The sequence below is a fragment of the Vibrio sp. Vb0349 genome (assembly GCF_033338975.1).
In genome coordinates, this window is the sequence record NZ_JAWOTS010000003.1 from 190,009 (window position 1) to 210,695 (window position 20,687).

The window sequence follows — 20,687 nt, forward strand, 5'->3', positions numbered from 1 at the left end:
CTTTATCTTTATTCTTAGCGAATCATTCGTTTCTCAGTACATTCCACGCTTCACAAAGAACTCTAAATCTTTCTGCATCGCCATTTTCTCGATCAGGATGCCAACGAAGCGCGAGTTTTCGCCATTGTTTTCTAATTTCCGCAGGCGTAGCGTCAGTGTTAAGTTCAAATAGTGACAGTGCCTTTGTCTTATCTACGCTGGCTACTGACGAACCACCGATGAACTTTTGATAAGTTGTCCAAAATTCATTCAACAATCGACGCACTTCATCTTCGTCCGCTTCGTAATTGCGCCAATCTAAGTAATAATCACGCAAAGGATCATGAATATCGATCTTATGCCTCAAAGCTTCCATCGAAGACATGAGCTGAATATCCATGGCTTCGACTTGAAGCCAGCTATCCGGATACAGAGTGTCTTGCAGTTGATATAATGCATTCATGATCAGGAAATTTCTTTTGAATAAATCCTTATCGGGAGAGTCGTCCAGCTTTGAAATATAACCTTGTTCACCCAACCAGCTTGCCAAGGTGTGCACTTTCCAATTAGAGGGCTGTTTTCTCAGAATTTCTAGCATTGGCCAAAGCAGCGGATTTTCTATTGCATGAGGCTCAATACTACTGACAGTACGTTGTCCTTCCATTCATCCTCTCTGACACGAGTTTAGGGCCCCATTCACGGCACAAAAAACATAGTTTCCACTTTGTAGCATAAATGCAAAAAGGCCGATAGTCATTCACCATCGGCCTTTGTAAGGAGATCACGTAAAGGTTAAATAACCCCTAGCTCACGTAAACGTTCCATAAGGTAGCTATGTGCAGTATAGCGCTCAGATAACACCACTTCCGGCTTTGGATGCAGGAACAACGGTAATGAGATACGTGACTTTTCTTGACGGCCACCCGTAGGGTTGATTACACGGTGAGTCGTTGAAGGGAAATAACCACCTGACGCTTCTTGAAGCATATCACCAATGTTGATGATTAAGTTCCCGAAGTCACATGGTACATCGATCCAATCACCCTCTTTACTCTTTACTTGCAGTCCAGGTTCATTAGCAGCAGGCAAAACCGTTAACAGGTTAATGTCTTCATGCGCAGCAGCACGAATAGCGCCTGGCTCTTCTTCGCCTGTCATCGGTGGGTAGTGAAGCACGCGTAGTAATGTTTTGTCACTGTTATTGATCATTTCTGACAACGCGATAGAGAACTTCTCTTGAACGTCCTTAGGTGCGTACGCTTCAACCCAGCCTAATAGCTCTTGAGCAAATGCATTGGCACGCTCGTAGTACTCTAAGATTTCAGCTTTAAGCTGCTCTGGGATCTGACCCCAAGGGTAAACATGAAAGTACTCTTTGATGTCTTTCACTTTGTGCCCTTTTGCCACTTCAGACACAGAAGGTGGGAAGTAGCCATCTTGGGTGTCTACGTTAAAGTGAAAATCATTCTTTTGTTCTGAACAGAAAAACTCATGCCAGTTTTTGTAAATTGACTCTACAAGCTCTTGTGGAATCGGGTGGTTTTTCAACACACCGAACCCCGTTTCGCGTAAAGAGGTAACGAACTGTTGAGCAGCATCGTCAGCAAGATAATCGACAGTTTCCAGTTTCATGGCTTTACTTCTTTTTTATTAGACTGAATCATGGATTCTATGGATGGGCATGTTGTAAATCAAACTTTAATGAAAAGTGCACGCGCAAACGTTTTAATGTTGAGCAGTTTGCCAATAAATCAACATTTTCAGTGATCAAAAAACCCATTAAAATATCAATTGCACACCGTTCAATTAAGTGTAATCATTAACACAATCTATGGAGTCCCACTGTAAGATAAATTGAAGGATCAAATAACTCTATGAAAAGCACCTCGACACTCTTAGGATTAACGATTTTTTATGCCATCGTGTTTTTATTTTCTGCGTTGGAACCTAACTCACGTGCAGTTTGGTTTGCGGAGATTATCCCGGCGATTGGTATTCTTGTTGCTATTTGGGCGATTTCGATTCGCTATCAGTTCAGTAATACGGCTTACTTTTTAATGTTCATCTGGCTCTGTTTGCACACTATCGGTGCGAAATATACGTTCTCCGAAGTGCCGTTTGACTGGTTTAACGACATGATTGGTTCAGAGCGAAATAATTTTGATCGCGTTGCGCACTTTTCAATTGGCCTTTACGCATATCCGATCGCTGAATACTTGATAAACAAAAAACGGTTCAACAAAGCGTTCTCTTGCTGGTTTGCTTTGTTTGCTATCATGTCACTTGCTGCTGGCTATGAGATTATCGAATGGTGGTATGCGGAGTTGGCTGGTGGCGATGAGGGAATTGCCTTTCTGGGCTCGCAAGGTGACATATGGGACGCCCAGAAAGATATGTTGTGCGATACCGTTGGTGCAGTGTTGTCGTTATTCTTAATGTCGGCTCAACGTCGATTCTCTCAACCATTCTAAATAAGGGTTAAACCCATCAACAATTGGAACCTGTACGATTTGAGCGACCTCGTATTCGTGCAGGTTTTCTATTTTCTCTTCCACCAATTCATAAAGTTCTCGACGAGTCTTGATGACTAGCAACCATTCGTTGTCAGTACAAACCTCCCCTTTCCAAACGTAGTGGCTTTCAATAGGCATTGTTTGAATACACGCGGCTAATTGGGCATCTAGCAAACCTTTAATGATCTGATCTCGATTTTTTTCATTACTGGTTGTACTTAAAACCATGCAATAGTCATGTTTCATACTCATTTTCTAGCCCTTTATTATTTCATCGTCACTTTGCCGCCAATCATTTTGTAAGCGGGGGTTCCTCTTACTAGGGTATCTCTTGCAAACTCTTGTCCGCAAGCGGGGCAAATACATGGGGTTTGTGTGAAATCGTCAACAATGCGCTCTTTGAAGCATTTAACCAGTGCGCCTTTCCCGCCTTTACGGTACTTAAATAGTTGAGTTTTACATTTAGAGCAAAAGATATCGACGGTTTTCGTCGGTTGTTTTTTATTCGGTTTCGCCATGGTTACTTTCTATATCCGGTTTGACCCATACATTATTAAAATCAAACCAACCTAAGGCATTACACTTTGCATTTTGTAACGCACCGCTGTGGTCTTTATTCACGCCTAGCCAGCAGTGAAACATAGGAATCACCTGACAGCTTTTTACTAACTGTCGTCCTAGCTCACGCGCAGGAAAGTCTGTGTGCATCCCAGCACGCCATTGATCGACAAGTTTAGCCCATTCACTAAAATCGTAACCTGAACTGAACTTCTCAATATCACTGTAATCCAGGAGCCAGCCCGCCAACGCGTCATTTCGGTTCGTTGCAATGCCCATAGCTTTCACCCAGATATCCACTTCCTCCGGCGCGGGCGGTTGAGAATCATAACGAATAAACTCAACCTCTATACCGTGCGGTTTTAAGAGTGTCTTGATGGCCTTGGCAACTACTGGAAACATCGGATGCTTTTTCTGATACGCTACGGAAATTACCTTATTAGCCTGTGGTACGCTGCCCGCTTCCGCTGGCCTGAGATCAATCCAACCGGGCTTAAGGCCAAAGGCTTGCAATACTCCCAGTTCCATCACTTTATCTTGTGGAACATGCGCGTAAATCTGGTGACTGTTGAGGGTTTGCGAGAGGAACTCTGCCCAACGTGGATCTTTTGCAATCCCAGTGTTTTTGTTTAGTAATAGGAATGTACAGCCAGGGTCCAGCTCGACTTCATCGGATGAACCTTGTTTATCCATCTTCGGCTTTGACAGGCTTGGATAAACCATTGAAGAATAGGCTTCATCGATTACCCACACCTCCACTTGGTCAAGTAAAGGGCGAAAACCAAAGTAGCCATCAAAAGCCGTCAAAATAAGACGCTTATCATCATTCATTTTAACTTGGAACGGCCCTGTCCCTATCGGTTGTCTATCGAAGCTTTCAGAACGCAAAGCACTCGGTAGCAAAATTTTTGCTTGCGACTCACTCAGAGCCAGAGGCAGGTAGCGATCAGGACGGATGAGCTCAATATCAACGGTCCACTCTTGTGGCGAAGACACCCGCTTTATGTGAGAAAACAAGTTCAAGCTATTTAACGCAAGCACACTCTCAAGAACACAACTGGTTGTTAACGGTTCACCGTTATGAAAGCGTACTCCACGACGAAGATAAAAACGCCAATGTGTATCAGAAATTGCTTCCCACGTGTGGGCTAAATCTGGTTGAAGTTGTTCATTTTCATCAAGGCGAGTGAGTCCGCTAAAAATTTGTCTGGCGATGTGCTGTTCAGAACGCCGCATCGGTTTCTGCGGGTTTAACATCGACAATGGTCGATAATAAGGCAAACGCACGACCTGCTCGCCCTGTCGATGCTGAAGCCCTAAATAACCTTGGATAACCTGCGTCAATCGTGCCGCATCGTTATCAAGCGCATCTAGAGCCTGACCGATTTTCCCTTCATCGAGATAACGCCTGGCGAGGTTTTCGCTGACGTCGCTTCGATTACGTTTAAAAACGAGTTTCGAAAGTTTTCCTCGACCCGCTGCCGGATGCCACTCAATCCAGCCCTCTTCTTCAAGTTTATTTAGAACAATACGAGCATTACGACGTGTACAAAACAACGCTTCGGTGATGTCTTCGAGCTGAACGTCCGTATCGTGACCGGAAAATTTTTCAAACAGTGTTTCGAACTGAACACGTAAACGAGGGCTACTCATAAAGAGGAAATTCTTATCTTGTTGTCGATAAGCTAAGTTTCCTCATTTTTACCAAAAAGTGCAAACATCACACTATAAATTATTGAATATCGATACCAATTTCTCGCGAAAGTTCAGCCAGTTGTACCTCGTTGTCGAGCTTGATAGACCATTTGCACTCTGCTCCATGAGATAAAACAACGTTCGCTCCTCTACCCAGCAACTGAATTGCATCGGTTTGCGCTTGCAAGGTTACCATTGCACTACCGGAGAGCTTAATCACTATTTCACGCTGGGTTGCAATGATTTTTCCTAATGAAAACTCAATCACCATCTTAGTTTATACCGACTTTGTTTTGTGTTGTTTCACAGCGATGGTCAAGCGACTGGTACACACTAAACGGCCTCGCTCATCAGTGATATCGATTTGCCACACTTGCGTTGAAATACCCAGATGAAGCGGTTTTGCCGTACCAATCACATGACCACTTCGCATGGCTCGCACATGGTTCGCGTTAATATCTAAACCGACGCAGTAGCTGCCCTCATCGACAGAGAAGTTTGCAGCCAATGAGCCTAATGTTTCTGCGAGCACGACTGATGCACCACCGTGAAGCATTCCTAAAGGTTGATGAGTAAAGCTGCATACGGGCATGGTTGCTGTCAGGGAGTCGTCAGTGAAATCTGTATATTTAATTTGTAGGTGCTCGATCAGGGTATTTTTTGACGTGGCATTCAGAATCTCTATGCTTACGGGCTTTTTCCATATACTCATTGTTTTACTCTTAGTTTCACAAACTGGTTTGTTAGGTTGTAACGATGTACTGGGAAGCTAGCATAGACGCTACCTGGGCATAACTTCAAGACGTAACATCTCACCTTCTTTATCAATCAGATGAATAACTTGATCCATGCATCATGTTACTATTTGGGTATATACTATTGCTTCAAAACAAAAAATTAAATGGAGCCTATTATGAAGGTATGGATGAAAGCCTCTGCTCTTTTAACTATCGCGGGTTTAACAGCGTGTAGCGCATCACCGACGGGTCGCAACCAGATCCTGATGTTTTCAGATCAGGAAATGTCATCGCTTGGCGCTAAATCTTTCGAACAAATGAAGAAAGATATCCCAATCAGCAAAGACCGCAAAACGAATGCCTACGTTCAATGCGTTGCCAAACACATCACTGACACCATTCCCGCTCAATCTGGATTTAAAGACTGGGAAGTCGTTGTTTTTGATAGTGAACAAGTCAATGCGTTTGCTCTACCAGGTGGGAAGATCGGCGTGTATACCGGGCTTTTAGATGTCGCGAAAAACCAAGATCAGTTGGCAACAGTCATTGGTCACGAAGTCGCTCACGTCCTCGCTGACCACAGTAATGAACGTCTCTCACAAAGTCAGTTAGCAAATGCCGGGTTGTCTCTAGCAAACGTTGCCATTGGCGCTTCCGAGTACAAACAGTATCAACAAATGACGATGGCGGCACTTGGTGTCGGTGTCCAATACGGTGTTATTTTGCCATACGGTCGTACTCAGGAATCTGAGGCTGATATTGTCGGGCTGGAATTCATGGCAAAAGCAGGTTTCGACCCACGTCAAAGTGTCGATTTATGGAAAAATATGAGTGCTGCATCAGGTGGTTCTCAACCACCTGAATTCTTCTCAACCCACCCATCGCACAGTACGCGCATTAAAGATTTACAAGCAACCATAAATAAGCTGCCTGCGTATAACGCGAAAGCACCAAGGTGTGGCTAATTCATTGCTACTATCGTCTACTACTTAAGCTTGCCAAATAAAAAAGCTCCCTAGGGAGCTTTTAATGATTCTAATCAAGTGCCCAATATCTGTAGCGGCAAACTTAACAAACTATCTCCGAGAGTGGCAAAATACCAGATGATAGAAACAAAACCTCCGACAGAGACCAAGTACCAAGCCAGTGAGAATAGCTGCCCATAACGGGTTAATGGCAATAAATGGCTTTGATGTCGAGCTCTCCATTCCATCACCACTTCCAACATTCCCATTAACAATAAAAACCCTAGCAACGTCAGACCGAAATAGTAACTGATAAAAATGCCTAATAAAGCGGTCGCAATACTGCCAACTAACCCGACCCAAGTATTCATTGAGAAGGTAATACTTTTGAGCACATGGCCACCATCTAATGGTAAAATAGGCAGCAGATTAAATAGGTTTAGCAAGGCGTTAAACACGGCAAGCCCAGCGAAGATCACCTCACCAGTCATCCAATAAAGCAAAGTAAAAACAATACTAAGTACTAAACCGAAAAATGGTCCCATGATTGAGATAACCACATCCTGCCAGCGCGTGTTTATCTTTTCGTCACTTAGCGCCAAACCACCTAGGAATGGAATCAAATAGATTCCTTTGGTCTTCATTCCAAAATACTTCATCGCTCTAATGTGACCATATTCATGAAAAACCAAACAAGCGATCAACGCTAGCGCGAACTCGATGGAAAATAGCCAAGAATATGCAGCGAGACTTGCAGACGCTAACGCCACTTTAATAACTTTCGCACTTTTAAGTGCTTTCATCCCAAGAGATACGAGGCCTATTACACTTAAACGCTTTTCGGATGGTGGCGTAACTTCTGGCACTTGGCGCTCGATGTCTTTTTCATTTCGACAACCTTCATTGATGAGCTCACCGTTAATTGTGACCTTGTAACTCAATTCAAACGGTTGCCATATTAAAGAACACTCTAAATGACAGTTCAGGATTTCCTCACCCGCAGAGAGCCTAAACTGGTGTAGACAAGTCTCTGCGGTATTGTCACTGGCATCGATTTGAGACACCAACGTATTATCCCAATATAACTGCTGCCACCCAGCCATCGATCCTTCGAGCCTTAGCGAACGACCTAAAAATTCAACATTCAGTAATTCCAATGCGGTTCCTATTGCGTCTATTGAATAACTACATAGCGAGCGCGAATTATGCCTGTGAAGTGAAGAAACAGCAAAGCGAGCTATCTCTTGATTTGATCGTTATTTATCTATAAAGCTCGCAAAACAATTCTGGTCGTACCATTCTCTTCAAAAATATAACGATAATACATGCCCTTACAAGCCATCGTTTGACCTATGCATCATATTTAAAACGCAAAATACGCTCAAACTTTGACAAGTTATTAAACATACAATTAACATTACATTTACATCACCGTTGTATTTCGCGTATTAACAATTGGTGTAAGTACCACACAACAATTACAAGGACTTCGGTCCAGCATTATGACACCCTAGGAGGGTCAAGGATGAACAAGAAGCACTGCTCTCTGCTTACAATTTCAATATTGTTTGCGTGTAATGCCCACTCAGCGGGCTTCCAGGTAGCTGAACATTCGGCATCTGGTCTTGGTCGAGCATTTTCAGGTGAAGGGGCTGTCGCAGATAATGCCAGCGTCCTTGCTCGTAACCCTGCAGCAATGACACTTTTCAAAGAAGCTCAATTTTCGGGCGCGTTATCTATCATCGACCCTGAAGTCGATGTGTACGACACTGTAAACAATGAACACGCGAAAGATGTCGCCCCTTTACAGATCGTGCCAGCAGGTTATTACATCAGCCCTATCAATGATAACTGGGCTTGGGGCATCGGTATGTTCACAACATACGGTGTTGCCACTGACTATCCAAATGATATTTCCGCAGGTGATATGGCGGGTGACACTTCCCTACTTTCAGTAAACATCAACCCTAATGTCGCTTACCGTATCAACGAGTCTTTCAGTGTCGGTGGTGGTATCAACCTAGTATACGCTGAAGCAGAGCTGACTCGCCACAAAGGCGCACTCGCCGGTATTTTAGGTGGTAATAAGTCCGATAACCTTGTCGGCATGGAAGGTGAAACTTTCGCTTGGGGTTGGAATGTCGGCGCTTTATTTGAGCTAAATGAAAACAACCGTTTTGGCTTTGGCTACCGCTCTAAGGTTGATCTAGATTTTGATGACGGTGAGTTTAGTAGTTACGACTCTGGTCGAGCTTCATCACCAAAAGTTGATGGCCGTTTAAAAATCTCTCTCCCTTCAATTATCGAATTATCGGCTTTCCATCAACTGAATGAACAATGGGCTGTACATTACGGCTGGCAACAAACCGACTGGAGCACATTTAAAGAACTAAAAGCGACCAGTAACGAATGTAATGACGGAGTATGTTTCTTTAAACCTGAGAAATATGAAGACAACAATCGCTACTCCATTGGTGCAACTTACATACTTAATACAGACTGGACATTCCGTGCAGGCTTTGCGTACGACGAACAAGCAGGTGAAGCGACATTGAGTATCCCTGACAGTGACCGTTTTTGGTACAGCGCGGGCCTAACTTACGCAATGAATGAGAATTTAACTTTCGATGCAGGCTTTGCACTTGTTAAGAGTAAATCAGGCTCTTTCACTGAGACAAATGCTCTGGGTGAAGAGATTAAGTTTGACTCAGAAGGTACTGCTTACATCAGCGCGGTACAGATGAACTACACCTTCAAATAATGGGATTACGGAGTAAACCAATGAAACACACGTTTAAATTATCAATGCTTTGTTCTGCAATCCTTCTTGCTGGTTGTGGTGATGATACCTCCAGTTCTGGTACTTCCGACAAAGTTCAATTTGAAGATGAAGTCCAAGCATTGCTTGATCGCGAAACATCCATCAGTTTTACGCTTCAAGGAGCGAACGCAGATGTACCGGCACCGTCTTACTTATTAATGGACACAAGCGATGGTACGCTTGGTCTGCCAACTGATGGCGATGATGCTTTAACCAACCCTAGAGCCTCAATGAACACGATGGATGGATGGTCAACGTCTATGCCAATCGTTCTTAACTTCAACGGCGACGGTTTTGCAACGGGCATGCTGTCGTCTGGTGTTAAAGTCATCAAGATTAATCAACGCTTAACCGAGTGGGACCGCAAATCTAACCCAATCGAAGAAGAGCTTGTTCAGAACCAAGACTACGTAGTTCAAGCAAAAGGTAACTCTCTATACATCCAGTTCTTGGCTGCACTTGATGAGTCAAGCGAGTACATTTTTGCGGTCACACAAGATGTTACTGACGTAAATGGTGAGCCAATTGGTACATCTGCAAGCTATGCAACTGGTAAATCGAAAGAGATCGTTTATGAAACTGGCGACCTTGCTTCTGTTCAAGCAGTCACTCAGGCGGTTGAAGGAATTTTTGGTATTGCCAAAGTAAACCCTGCAGACATCGTTTATTCTTCATGGTTCAGCACCCAGTCAGTAGGTGATACGTTAGCGGCAGTCAAAGGAGTAACCGCTACTGGTTTTTCTACTGGCGCAAACACACTAAATACCGTTTACAAAAATGACTCAAACGAAGGTTCAGTTGACTTATCAACGGCCTACACAATAACGCTCGGTGAAACCCAAGACTTTAGCACTGCGCTAGACTCTGACGATGACTTTAGTAAATACATTAGCGATCTAGACGCAGCTAAAACGGCAATTAAAGGCCTTTACATGCAATCAGGTGCCGATGTAAGCGTGACACAAGGTGTGGTAAGACTGCCTCATTACTTGGAAAAAGGCGCAAGCTGGAACATGCAACCAATGGTATCTGCGATGCCAAGCCTAGCGAAGCTAAGCGCAGCATTAGCGGATCCGAACGAGCAAGCAAACATGGTTCAGCAGCTATCAACAGGCGTTTTTGCAAATGATCCTGTTGATGTGACAAAGCTTGCTACAGATCCTACAGAGCAGCTAAAACTTGTTGGAGCTAAGCTTACTCTTACCGATGGTACCCAGCTTGATAGTGAGCGTATTATTACTCGCTACTCGCCTGTTCCCGTAGTGAAATCGGTTGAAGATGTCGAAGTACTGGTCTTCACACCTAAATCTGGCGTCGCGACAGACGTTGTGATTTATCAACACGGCATCACCTCAGCGAAAGAGAATGCGTACGCGTTCGCGTTCAATATGGTAAAAGCAGGTGTGGCAGTTATCGCTATTGACTTACCTATTCATGGTACGCGCAGCTTAGATGAACAACGTTCCGCAAATGCGAATGTACTGGCTTATCTAAATCTTTCCAACTTAGCCGTTGCGCGTGACAACCTACGTCAGAGTGTTCTGGATGTGTTAGGTTTGCGCGCTAGCTTGGTAGTATCTGCTCAAGGCGGTCTTTTAGCTGGAGGTCCTCTGCAAGGCTTCAACCCACTGACGGGTTCAAAAGTCAAAATGCTAGGTCATTCACTTGGCGGTATTGTCGCTACATCTGCCGTCGCAGCAGCAAACAATACATTGGGCAGCCCTACTGCGGATGCACTGTACACCTTTAGTTCTGCATCAGTACAGAACTCTGGTGGACAAATTGGTAATTTGTTACTGGGTTCAGACAATTACGGCCCTCAGATCAAACATAACCTCGCTTATGCAGCATCTAAAGACTATGCGAGTTACGCTGATGCATCATGTGCGGATCTAGAAGATAAAACATGTTACGAAGCATTTGAGGCTGCGGCAACGGAAGCTCAAGTAGCAGCGCTAGAAGCAGGTTTCTCACAATTTATCTATGCAGCACAGACTACACTAGACACTGTCGATCCGTTCACAAACGCTTCAGATTTAGTGGCATCTGGTTCGCTAACGACACCATTCTTTATGACAGAAGTGGATGGCGATAGCACAGTACCAAACAGCGTTCCAAATGCACCATTCGCGGGTACTGAACCGCTCGCTAATAAGCTAGGGTTGAAGACTGTGAACAGTACGGACACTGATGTGAATGCAACTGCGAGCTTCGTACAGTTTAATGCTACTGCATCGCACAGTACTTTTGCTTCGCCAAATGGCACTCTGTCTGATATTGATCATCATGTAGAGATGCAGATGGAAAACACTGACTTCTTAATGGATGACGCACTAACAGGTGTCACTAACACTTCTGTTTTGAAGTAATCGCAACGCCCTTCCTACCAAAGCCCAGTTTCTACTGGGCTTTTTCATTTCAATTGTATTCAAACCCACTCATATTTCCTCTGCTATAGTTAAAACGATGTCTTTGCCTAACTCACTTGTTTAAAAGGAAAACTCTATGCGCGTATTGACTGTTATTGCCACTGTATTACTTCTTGCTGCATGCGGAAGTAGCCAATATCTGATGTCGACAAATGAAGGGAAAATTATTACCTCTTACGGTAAACCAGACCTGAACGAGGAAACGGGTATGTACGAGTATGAAGACATGGATGGTAAAGAAATGAGTATTTCAAAAGAGCAAATTGTCCAGATTGTCGAACGTTAACGACAGGCCCTCTGTAAATTAGAGGGCTATGTTCTAGCCACCCTCTCTCTACATTTCCCTCTTTTAGGCTTGTAATCGTTGTAGAAATTGACACAACCAATTCATAATCCAAAACAATTAATAGTGTCTATTATACTTCCGTATTATTTATTTAGCGAATATTTTACATCTTCATCTTAATCAGGTTGGAGTATTGTAAAATCTAGTCTTTAATTCGCTAACACCCTTTTATTTCTCAGGATAAAGTGGATAATACCGCCACAAAATAACATTACTAAGGTGAGTCCTTATGTCTATTGAAGCTACTCTGCTTGCGCGCTGCGAGTCAAAATGTGAACTGTGTTCTTCTGAATCTCAACTAACTGCATACGCTGTCCCACCTCACGGTAATGTGACGGTTGATACTGCCATCATGGTTTGTGATAAGTGTCTGGGTGAGATCGATGAGCCAAAAGACATTAACCACTGGCGTTGTCTAAACGAAAGCATGTGGAGCCAGGTTCCTGCTGTACAAGTGACTGCATGGCGCCAACTCACTCGCCTAAACACAGAAAGCTGGGCTCAAGATGCTCTTGACATGATGTACATGGAAGAAGAGCAAATGAACTGGGCAATGAAAGGGATGTCTGCTGACGATAAAACGGTTGACTGTAACGGCACTGAACTTAAGAAAGGTGACGATGTAACAGTAATTAAAGACTTACCAGTAAAAGGCACTAACCAAGTAATCAAACAAGGTACAGTGATTCGTGGTATTAGCCTTGGCGATGATCCAAAGCTAGTTTCGGGTAAGGCAAATGGTGGTCAGTCGATGTACGTGATCGCAGAATACTGCCGCAAGAAGTAATATCTCACTTCAGTCATGTCAAAACGGGGCACCAATGGTGCCCCGTTTTTCTATACAACACTTAATCTACTATCATGTCTACCTCCTCTAGAGTGTTTCTTTTCTAGGGCGTAGGTTGAGTAGGCATGTTTTACAAATAAAAAAATACCGGCTCATAGGCCGGTATTTCTTACACTATTTCAATATTAACGGTACATACCGATGTCTTTTTGAATATGTGCTGACAAGTCTTCTGCGTAGTAACTGCGTGGCGCAGTGTTATCTACAAATAGAATGTCCAGTAAGTGAGCAATCAGTCCTTTGAAGTTAACCGCGTAGGTTTTCTTATCCATAGAGGTTGGTAAAGCTACATTTGTCATTTGCATTGCTTGTGCCATGATTGCCTCTCTTTAAAAGCAGTAGTCTGTTTAGTTGGTTGTATATTAGTCAGTTTCTTACTGTTTAAGAAATGACAAATTTTACCCATTCAAATTAGAATTTCTAATAAAACAAACTCATTACAAAACTCAAAAATACAAATGAATAATAACGGCATAAATAATCACAATTGCTGTAATTACATTGAATAACTGAACATTACCTGCATAATCGCCCCTTAAGCAACAACATATATTTAACAATATTTTTCGTTATTTCTTTTGATTTTAGTGCTTACTTTATATTTTTTGATTAGTAATATTAACGCTAGTTTGACGCTTCGCTTTATTTTTTAGGAGTGATGCCACCACTGCCGATGTCATCACAACAACTAAAAATGTGAGAGACCATGTTGTCGGAATCTCATATTCTGTTCCAACCAATAGCATTTTTACCCCGATAAACATCATGATTACTGATAATGCTGGTTTTAAGTATACAAACTTGTCTAACATTGCTTGAAGAACAAAGTACAGCGATCGCAAACCCAATAATGCAAATACGTTCGCGGCTAAGACTAAAAATGGCTCTCGCGTTACCGCGAATATAGCTGGTATAGAATCCAACGCAAACATAACGTCCATTACTGCAATGACACCGACAACGATCAGCATCGGTGTTGCCACCCACTTACCAGTTTGCTTTAAGATTAAGTAATTTCCTTGGTAGTCATCTGTAACTGGCAATACCTTTCGAATCAACTGCTCAGGATATGGATTAACCTCTTCTGCTTCGCCTTTGTCGCGAGCTAACTTAACACCCGTCCAAATAAGGAAAGCAGCAAATAAGTACAATACCCAGTGATACTGTGCAAGTAACTGAGCACCAACCGCAATCATGACAGCGCGTAAAACTAGCGCACCTATCACCCCCCAAAGCAATGCTCTCGGACGCAAGTGCTCCGGCACACTGTATTGTGCAAATATGATGGCAAACACAAACAAGTTATCCACGCTTAGCGACTTCTCTAGTAAGTAACCAGTTAAGAATGAAATCGTTGCTTTGTCGTTCGTATAAGCGCTATGTGGCGCGTAAAAGTCCCAGAATAAATAAATAGAACCTGCAAAAACAAAGGCAAGCAAGAACCAAAAAACACTCCAAACGATGGCTTTTTTCATCGTGATAACGCCACCACGTGTTTGATAGATATCAAGCGTCACAAGAACAAGGGTAAACAAACCAAAAGCACCATACATCGCTAATGATTCTTGAAGAGGCACCGATTGGCTCAATTGGGTGGTATTTTCGATAAGAGACATATTTCCTCCCATGGCGGAAGGACTTCGTTTGGTGACCTTCCGCAGACAATAACAACCAACAGCCACATAACGATTATGTGCTGCTAGTCAATGAATGCGTTGGTCTCGTTGAAGTGTTGACGTGAATGAACCACGTAACACCTTTACTTACCGGATAAGCTGATGCTTAACGAGATGACGATAAGTAAACTTGCGCTAACTACTCCCCAAACGCCGACATAATAACGCCGAGCGTCAGGCTTTCCAACAAAAAAGCCTTGTCTTATCGAAATAAAATTCTTATCAAAAATCAGGAAGCACTATAAAAAGAAAGAAATGGATTCAACCACCTGAACTGCAGTAAACAGACAAAAAGCAGCAAATGGCTCAAGACAAACTCTTCATTGGTTAGAGCCCTAACGGGGAAGATAGATACAAAAAAGGAGCATTACTGCTCCCTTTTGTAACATCCACATTCTTAGCAATTCAAAAGCCGCTTAGAGGCACAAAGTAGACCAGTGTTGACCAAATTGCGATCCAGGCAACCACGACTGCCGTATCTGCCCAATCTTTATTCCACATACTGCCATCCTCATCAACCCATGTAGTAAGTGGAGAGCAGCAAAATCAATACCAGTATCTATTATCGACGTCGCTTTGTGTAAAGTTTGTGATTTTGATTCAAACAGTTTGGCTCATCGGTCAGGAGTTCAATAAAACAATCAGCCATGGACAAACTGGTCACACGCCCTTCTCCTTTCATCTCCTGCAATGCGTCATACCCCTCTTTCCCTTTCATCGTATAGGCAGAAGAAGTCCCTCGATACCAAACATCATCTTGAACACCTACCCATTGTTTGCCATCAAAAATCACTAATGATTGAACTCTTTCACCTTTTGGGGCATCTGCGTGGTACTCGAAGTTTAAATTGTAAGTGTACGGATAACTGCCAGATCCAGTGCCTTCTACGCCATTGTTGAGTGCATTATTTATCGCGCCTTCAAGTGCACGGCGAATAGCGCTGCCTTTTACATCGTAAAAGCCGATAGGAACGGCAAAAGGCAACAGTCGTCCGGCAATGTCTGCCACTGTGATGTTGCCAGGGTTCAAAGAGGTTCGCACGCCACCCGCATTATGAATTGCAAATTGAACGTCATATCCACGTTTGTTTAAACAGTGCAGAAATGAGCGGGCAACGGAGGAAGCCAACTCACTCTCACCAAATTCATCGGGAATTCTCACATGACGCTTTTTGGTGTCAACACTAGCAATGACTTGTGACTGTAACTGCCTGACCTGAGGAATATACTTATCGCTCAGGATCGCTTGAGTTTCCGGGTGTTTCTTACAAACCACGACATTCGGTTGACCATGGATGAAGTCGCACGCGGTTTCGAATACACCTTGGTCGAGCTGTTGGTTTAGCGTCGAGTCCCAAAAAATACGTCGACCAAGCAACAGTTCATTTTGTCCACTCAACATCGTTGCTTTACCGTGTTCATCAAACTCAATGACGCAGTGCCCCATTGTCAAAGCATGGAAACCCGCTTGCACCACATAGGTATCATTAATTTTGATACCGTAGGGATCGTCTTGTCCTAACCCTATTGATGAAAAATCACCTTGCAACCGGTGGCTGTGTCCACCAACAATTATACCAATACCTGCGACTTGCTCAGCTAACTCTAAATCACCTTCATAACCTAAGTGGCTCAGAAGAATAATATTTTTTATACCTGATGAATGGATTTGTTTTACGGTCGCCTTGGCGGTTTCAATTGCTGAGTGAAAAGGCGTGTCTGCATCAGGGTTTGCGATGTCGCTCATTTTATCTATGGATAATCCGAAAATCGCGACCCGCTCACCATGGAATTCTTTAACAATGTATTGAGCGCTCTGTGTATCCGGTTGGTAACTATATACATCCTTACAATCACTGATACGGTGAGGTTTTTTAAGTGATTCATTGGATAAATCCCAGTTGCCAGCAAGCAATGGGAACTGAGTACGTTGGCAAAACAATGCAACTGGCTCATTCCCCATATCTAATTCATGGTTACCTAACGCCATTGCATCAATCTTTAATGCGTTCAATAAGTCGGCATTGGCTTTGCCTTTAAATAGTGAGAAATACAGCGTACCTTGGAAGCAATCTCCGGCATGGAGGAACAACATCCCATGACCTTGGCGCTGAGCATCATCTCTTAACTGCTCGACTCTGGTTGCGATACGAGAAAAGCCGCCAGCACTGACATAGGGTTCTAGCGTGAGTTCATTGTTTATCTTAAGCTTTAACTGTAATGACGTTGGTTCAAAGTAGGAATGTGTGTCATTGATGTGTGCCAGTTTGATTCTCACTGGCTTATGATTGTTATTCATCTTCATCTTCTCTTTTTTCATTCCTTATAATAATAAGAAGTGAATCATGACAGAATCATGAATTTTATGAAACTGCGATTTAGGATTTCATGTTTAAGTGATCACGATGCTGTCCCCCGGCTTTGAAAGCAAGCCTCGCTTGTAACGGTCTCTATTCAGTAAGAGGCTCTCGTAATTTTGTGAACTGAGCTTAACTCAAAAATTCCGAATTCATATATGCTTAGGAGTAGCAAAATAACTCTCGATAATTCAAATAATTGCAAGGAGGATTGAGATGAGACTAGAACGCATCGAAATCTCCGGGTTTAGAGGCATCAAACGCCTTTCACTCTCTTTTGACGAACTCACCACGCTCATCGGTGAAAACACGTGGGGCAAATCATCATTGCTCGATGCCCTTTCCATCGCACTACCTGCCAATGGCTCATTGTATCAATTCAAACTGAAAGATTTTCACGTTGACTACTCAATTTCTCATCCACAAACACAACACTTACAGATCATTGTTTGTTTTAAAGCACAGGATAAAAACGAAGTAAAAGCGGGACGCTACAGACGCATAAAGCCTACATGGTGCACCAACGAAGATGGTGAGCAAGTCATTTACTATCGTATTAGTGCGTCTCGCGATGAGCACGGCATTAATACAAAGTACGCGTTTTTGGATCATAACGGCAAACCCAAAAAACTTCACCACTCAGAGAAACTCGCTATTGAGTTAATGACACTTCATCCTGTAATCCGACTACGTGACTCCCGACGCTTCCCAGATTTAAACCATGTCAACGGCGATGGTAAAAATGCTCGGATTGAAAAACGAATCAACAACACCTGTCGACGCTTATTGGCTATGCCTGGCCATGTGAATAAAGGTGAGATTCGTAGTAGCCTCGACTCAATGCAAACGCTTGTTGAACACTATTTCGCGTTCAGAAGTGTCAGTAAAGGCAACCCACGCAAACCTCGTGATGGTCTTTTCTATACAAGCCCTTCCTCTGATAAAGGCTTGAGTCAGTTCTTGAAAGAAACCAATGACAAACAAAGCCGCTTGCTTTTAATGGGGTTACTCAATGCCTATCTTCAAGCTAAAGGCCCCACCGATTTAAGGCGCTGTGCGAGACCAATACTGATCATTGAAGATCCAGAAGGTCGACTGCATCCAACTCATCTAGCGAGAGCGTGGTCCTTATTGCAATTGTTGCCAATGCAAAAGATATTAACCACCAACAGTGGCACGTTACTCGGTTCTGTTCCACTGTATTCAATTCGACGTTTAATTCGGCTATCAGACAGAACCATCGCTAAGAGTTTAAACTCAACAAAGTTTGGTCGAGACGAGTTGCGCCGAATTGGTTTCCATATTCGTTTTCATCGTTCAGGAGCATTATTTGCACGGTGCTGGTTACTTGTTGAGGGCGAAACCGAAGTTTGGCTTTTTCATGAACTGGCTCGTCAATGCGGGTATGACTTGGCTGCCGAAGGGGTTCAAATCGTTGAGTTTGCTCAATCAGGTCTAAAATCACTCATCAAAGTAGCAAAAGAGTTTGGTATTGATTGGCATGTCGTTACCGATGGCGACCCAGCAGGGAAAAAGTACGCGCATGCAGTGCGAGCACAGCTCGACCATGATCAGGAAAGGCATCGACTTACGGAGTTACCCGACCGAGACATCGAGCACTTTCTGTACAACAATGGTTTTGAACTTTTCTTTAAGGACATCATCAAAGTTCCTCATGACCACCCTATCCCTGCTAAAAAAGTCGTAAATCGTGTTTTGAAAAAACATGCAAAACCGGACTTAGCTTTGGCCATTGTTTCTCATTGTGAAGAGAAAGGCATGGAGTGTATTCCTGTACTTCTGCGCTGGACACTTAAACGCGTTGTTACCATGGCCAACGGCAATACATGAGTTAGGCCTATTTCACACTCAGCGTATTGTCTTGTAATACAAAAAAAGCACACCAATTTGGTGTGCTTGTATCAAACATCATTAATTTTGATTAAGGGTATTGAGAGGGATAAAACTCAATACACAGTGGATACCAATAAGACCGGGGGTTCACTACTGTGCTTGCTCAGCAAGCGAAGATGAAGTAGCGGTTGATTTCGTATGCAACCATAGCCCTGTCGCTTTCATTAGATAGCCAAACACACCACCTAGCAACAACGATGGAATGACAAGTTGCCAGTTTCCGTCAGCCGCAAATGTTGCGCATGAACCAATAAAAGTACCAGGGATGTACGCGAGCCAAGCCTGTTTAGCTTGAATACACATGAAGAATGCCACAATAGCGGTAATCACATAGCCAATAATTTCCAACCCCACGTAAGTGGAACCGTGAATAATTACCATTGCCCAGAATACGCCTGTCATATTGGTGATTAAGCTGATGCCTAGTCCTTTCAATCCGCTCGTTGGCGCTGCAAAGTAGCTCGTGCAACCTAAAAAACCAGCCCAAGAAAGCAAACCTAAAGAGATGGCGATCCAACCCCATACGCCAGATAAAATTCCAGTAGTGATAGAAATAGCTAAAAGTGTCGTCATGGTAGTCATACCTACTCGGCTATTATCGTACCTATATGGTTCAATAACTGCCTTCATACATTGAAATCAAGGACACATGTTAGATACATCAGCTCAGCTTATCGGTGATACTGATCACAATAAGATATTATTATTTTCACAATTTACATTAAAAGTTTGACGCAACCGATAAATCAACAGATTTAGGGAATAAACCCAACTCATCTCGTAGGCATGTTTAATCAACCTTTAAAGAACTGAAGGCTTCCCTTTCATCATTCGTAGTCCCTCTCTTTTAATGCAGTCGACTAATGGGTTTTCTGCCATATCTGAACGCCATATAAATGAAAGCGTCCTTTCCATTTTTAACTCAGGTACATTTAATGCCACAAGATGACCTGCTTCTATATATCGCTCTACATCTAAATACGGTAAGCAAGTAAGGTACTGACCATTAGCAACTAAACTACGTAACACCGGAACGTGTTCGTACTCGCGCCACACATCCAAATCTTCAATAAGGTGGTGAATAGAACTATCAAATGTTTTTCGTGTGCCAGAGCCATGCTCTCTTAGTACCCACTTCGCTTGCTCTAACTGCGCAAGGCTAACAGACTGATTACGCGCAAAAGGATGATGAGAAGCTGCGACAACAGTAAGATGATCACGACACCATACTTCTTGGTGTAAACGGTTATCATCACAGCGCCCTTCAATAATCCCTAAGTCATACTTGTAATCTAATACCCCATCAATCACCCCTTTTGTACTTTGTACACCGAGGGAAATACGCATTTCTGGAAAGTCATTATCAATGATACTGATAAGGTCGGGAACTAAGTGCTCTGCTGGAGTTTGACTCGCTCCCATACGAATCTCACCACTCAATAAATGTTGCTCATAGAAGCCCATTTCAATCTGCAATGCATCTTGTAGCAAGCGTTTTGCTTTTGGTCGTAACCACATCCCCCAATGGGTTAACGCCATTTGCTTGCCTTGCCTCTCAAACAACGGCCTGCCAAGCATCTTCTCTAATTGCGCAAGCGACATGCTTGTCGCTGATTGTGTCAAAGCCAATTTTTCTGCGGCTTGGCTTACACTGCCGGTATCTGCAACTGCGTCGAAAACCGCTAATTGCTTAAGTGAGTAGCGCAAAGTGTCCTCCATTATTAGTGGGTATTTCCCAATCCCCACAATTGTTAAAGCATGCCCCAATAAGCAATAGAGTTCATTTTACCTGGCCCCGTAAAGTTATCAATTAATTTGATGAGGTTTCTAAATATTATCAATTTTACCTT

20 protein-coding genes are annotated in these 20,687 nt (G+C 43.2%); 7 read left to right on the forward strand and 13 right to left on the reverse strand.

The window, feature by feature from the left end:
- Positions 1–22 precede the first annotated feature (22 nt).
- Both R7Q47_RS05875 and R7Q47_RS05880 read right to left on the reverse strand, forming a co-directional pair.
- Entirely contained in the window at positions 23–643 is a 621-nt protein-coding gene (locus R7Q47_RS05875; protein WP_213907675.1) for a DNA-J related domain-containing protein, read from the reverse strand.
- A 128-nt stretch (positions 644–771) separates the two neighbouring features.
- A complete protein-coding gene (locus R7Q47_RS05880; RefSeq protein ID WP_005386285.1) occupies positions 772–1,611 on the reverse strand; it encodes an isopenicillin N synthase family dioxygenase in 840 nt (279 codons plus the stop codon).
- A gap of 242 nt (positions 1,612–1,853) precedes the next feature.
- On the opposite strand from R7Q47_RS05880, the gene R7Q47_RS05885 reads away from it, so the two are divergent.
- A complete protein-coding gene (locus R7Q47_RS05885; protein WP_005376330.1) occupies positions 1,854–2,450 on the forward strand; it encodes a DUF2238 domain-containing protein in 597 nt (198 codons plus the stop codon).
- Here the strand turns inward: R7Q47_RS05885 and cutA are convergent.
- From cutA to R7Q47_RS05910, 5 genes are all read right to left on the reverse strand, one after another.
- Positions 2,412–2,744, reverse strand: a complete 333-nt coding sequence (gene cutA / locus R7Q47_RS05890) for a divalent-cation tolerance protein CutA (RefSeq protein WP_017634166.1) — start codon at positions 2,742–2,744, stop codon at positions 2,412–2,414. The two genes, R7Q47_RS05885 and cutA, sit on opposite strands and share 39 nt — an antisense overlap.
- Positions 2,745–2,758: 14 nt before the next feature.
- On the reverse strand, positions 2,759–3,010 hold the full coding sequence (locus tag R7Q47_RS05895; protein ID WP_005376334.1) for a hypothetical protein: 252 nt from the start codon (positions 3,008–3,010) through the stop codon (positions 2,759–2,761).
- Positions 2,994–4,703 carry an SgrR family transcriptional regulator gene (locus tag R7Q47_RS05900; RefSeq protein ID WP_033907082.1) on the reverse strand — a complete coding sequence of 570 codons (1,710 nt, stop codon included), beginning with the start codon at positions 4,701–4,703 and terminating at the stop codon, positions 2,994–2,996. The genes R7Q47_RS05895 and R7Q47_RS05900 overlap by 17 nt, the downstream gene beginning before the upstream one ends.
- A gap of 79 nt (positions 4,704–4,782) precedes the next feature.
- Positions 4,783–5,016 (reverse strand): DUF3389 domain-containing protein, encoded by a 234-nt coding sequence (locus tag R7Q47_RS05905; protein WP_005386281.1) that lies wholly within the window; start codon positions 5,014–5,016, stop codon positions 4,783–4,785.
- A 6-nt stretch (positions 5,017–5,022) separates the two neighbouring features.
- Positions 5,023–5,457: a hotdog fold thioesterase gene (locus tag R7Q47_RS05910; RefSeq protein ID WP_005376340.1), complete on the reverse strand. Its 435-nt coding sequence runs from the start codon at positions 5,455–5,457 to the stop codon at positions 5,023–5,025.
- 201 nt (positions 5,458–5,658) lie between these two features.
- Between R7Q47_RS05910 and R7Q47_RS05915 the strand changes: the two genes are divergently transcribed.
- Positions 5,659–6,447: a M48 family metallopeptidase gene (locus tag R7Q47_RS05915; RefSeq protein ID WP_017634168.1), complete on the forward strand. Its 789-nt coding sequence runs from the start codon at positions 5,659–5,661 to the stop codon at positions 6,445–6,447.
- Positions 6,448–6,521: 74 nt separating this feature from the next.
- Here R7Q47_RS05915 and R7Q47_RS05920 read toward each other — a convergent pair whose 3' ends face one another.
- Positions 6,522–7,550: a site-2 protease family protein gene (locus tag R7Q47_RS05920; protein WP_246544170.1), complete on the reverse strand. Its 1,029-nt coding sequence runs from the start codon at positions 7,548–7,550 to the stop codon at positions 6,522–6,524.
- A gap of 422 nt (positions 7,551–7,972) precedes the next feature.
- Here R7Q47_RS05920 and R7Q47_RS05925 point away from each other — a divergent pair, with 422 nt between their 5' ends.
- From R7Q47_RS05925 to R7Q47_RS05940, 4 genes are all read left to right on the forward strand, one after another.
- Positions 7,973–9,208, forward strand: a complete 1,236-nt coding sequence (locus R7Q47_RS05925; RefSeq protein WP_031781326.1) for an outer membrane protein transport protein — start codon at positions 7,973–7,975, stop codon at positions 9,206–9,208.
- A 20-nt stretch (positions 9,209–9,228) separates the two neighbouring features.
- Positions 9,229–11,637, forward strand: coding sequence for a VolA/Pla-1 family phospholipase (locus tag R7Q47_RS05930; RefSeq protein ID WP_318088684.1), 2,409 nt, complete (start codon positions 9,229–9,231; stop codon positions 11,635–11,637).
- A 136-nt stretch (positions 11,638–11,773) separates the two neighbouring features.
- Entirely contained in the window at positions 11,774–11,983 is a 210-nt protein-coding gene (locus tag R7Q47_RS05935) for a YgdI/YgdR family lipoprotein (RefSeq protein WP_005376349.1), read from the forward strand.
- 289 nt (positions 11,984–12,272) lie between these two features.
- A complete protein-coding gene (locus tag R7Q47_RS05940; RefSeq protein WP_005376350.1) occupies positions 12,273–12,830 on the forward strand; it encodes a PhnA domain-containing protein in 558 nt (185 codons plus the stop codon).
- Between the two features lie 185 nt (positions 12,831–13,015).
- Here R7Q47_RS05940 and R7Q47_RS05945 read toward each other — a convergent pair whose 3' ends face one another.
- The 3 genes from R7Q47_RS05945 to R7Q47_RS05955 all read right to left on the reverse strand — a co-directional run bounded on the left by R7Q47_RS05945 (position 13,016) and on the right by R7Q47_RS05955 (position 16,871).
- On the reverse strand, positions 13,016–13,207 hold the full coding sequence (locus tag R7Q47_RS05945) for a hypothetical protein (RefSeq protein ID WP_005376351.1): 192 nt from the start codon (positions 13,205–13,207) through the stop codon (positions 13,016–13,018).
- Between the two features lie 279 nt (positions 13,208–13,486).
- Complete coding sequence (locus R7Q47_RS05950) at positions 13,487–14,506, reverse strand: TerC/Alx family metal homeostasis membrane protein (RefSeq protein ID WP_256902701.1); 1,020 nt, start codon at positions 14,504–14,506, stop codon at positions 13,487–13,489.
- Positions 14,507–15,128: 622 nt separating this feature from the next.
- The gene (locus R7Q47_RS05955) at positions 15,129–16,871 is read right to left on the reverse strand and encodes a bifunctional UDP-sugar hydrolase/5'-nucleotidase (protein WP_318088685.1); all 1,743 of its coding nucleotides are present in this window, start codon (positions 16,869–16,871) and stop codon (positions 15,129–15,131) included.
- 268 nt (positions 16,872–17,139) lie between these two features.
- Here R7Q47_RS05955 and R7Q47_RS05960 point away from each other — a divergent pair, with 268 nt between their 5' ends.
- Positions 17,140–18,774 carry an ATP-dependent endonuclease gene (locus R7Q47_RS05960; protein ID WP_017634174.1) on the forward strand — a complete coding sequence of 545 codons (1,635 nt, stop codon included), beginning with the start codon at positions 17,140–17,142 and terminating at the stop codon, positions 18,772–18,774.
- Positions 18,775–18,927: 153 nt separating this feature from the next.
- Here the strand turns inward: R7Q47_RS05960 and R7Q47_RS05965 are convergent, their stop codons facing one another.
- Both R7Q47_RS05965 and R7Q47_RS05970 read right to left on the reverse strand, forming a co-directional pair.
- A complete protein-coding gene (locus tag R7Q47_RS05965; protein ID WP_017634175.1) occupies positions 18,928–19,410 on the reverse strand; it encodes a DUF1097 domain-containing protein in 483 nt (160 codons plus the stop codon).
- Positions 19,411–19,638: 228 nt separating this feature from the next.
- Positions 19,639–20,544: a LysR substrate-binding domain-containing protein gene (locus R7Q47_RS05970; RefSeq protein ID WP_005376369.1), complete on the reverse strand. Its 906-nt coding sequence runs from the start codon at positions 20,542–20,544 to the stop codon at positions 19,639–19,641.
- Positions 20,545–20,687: the final 143 nt, after the last annotated feature.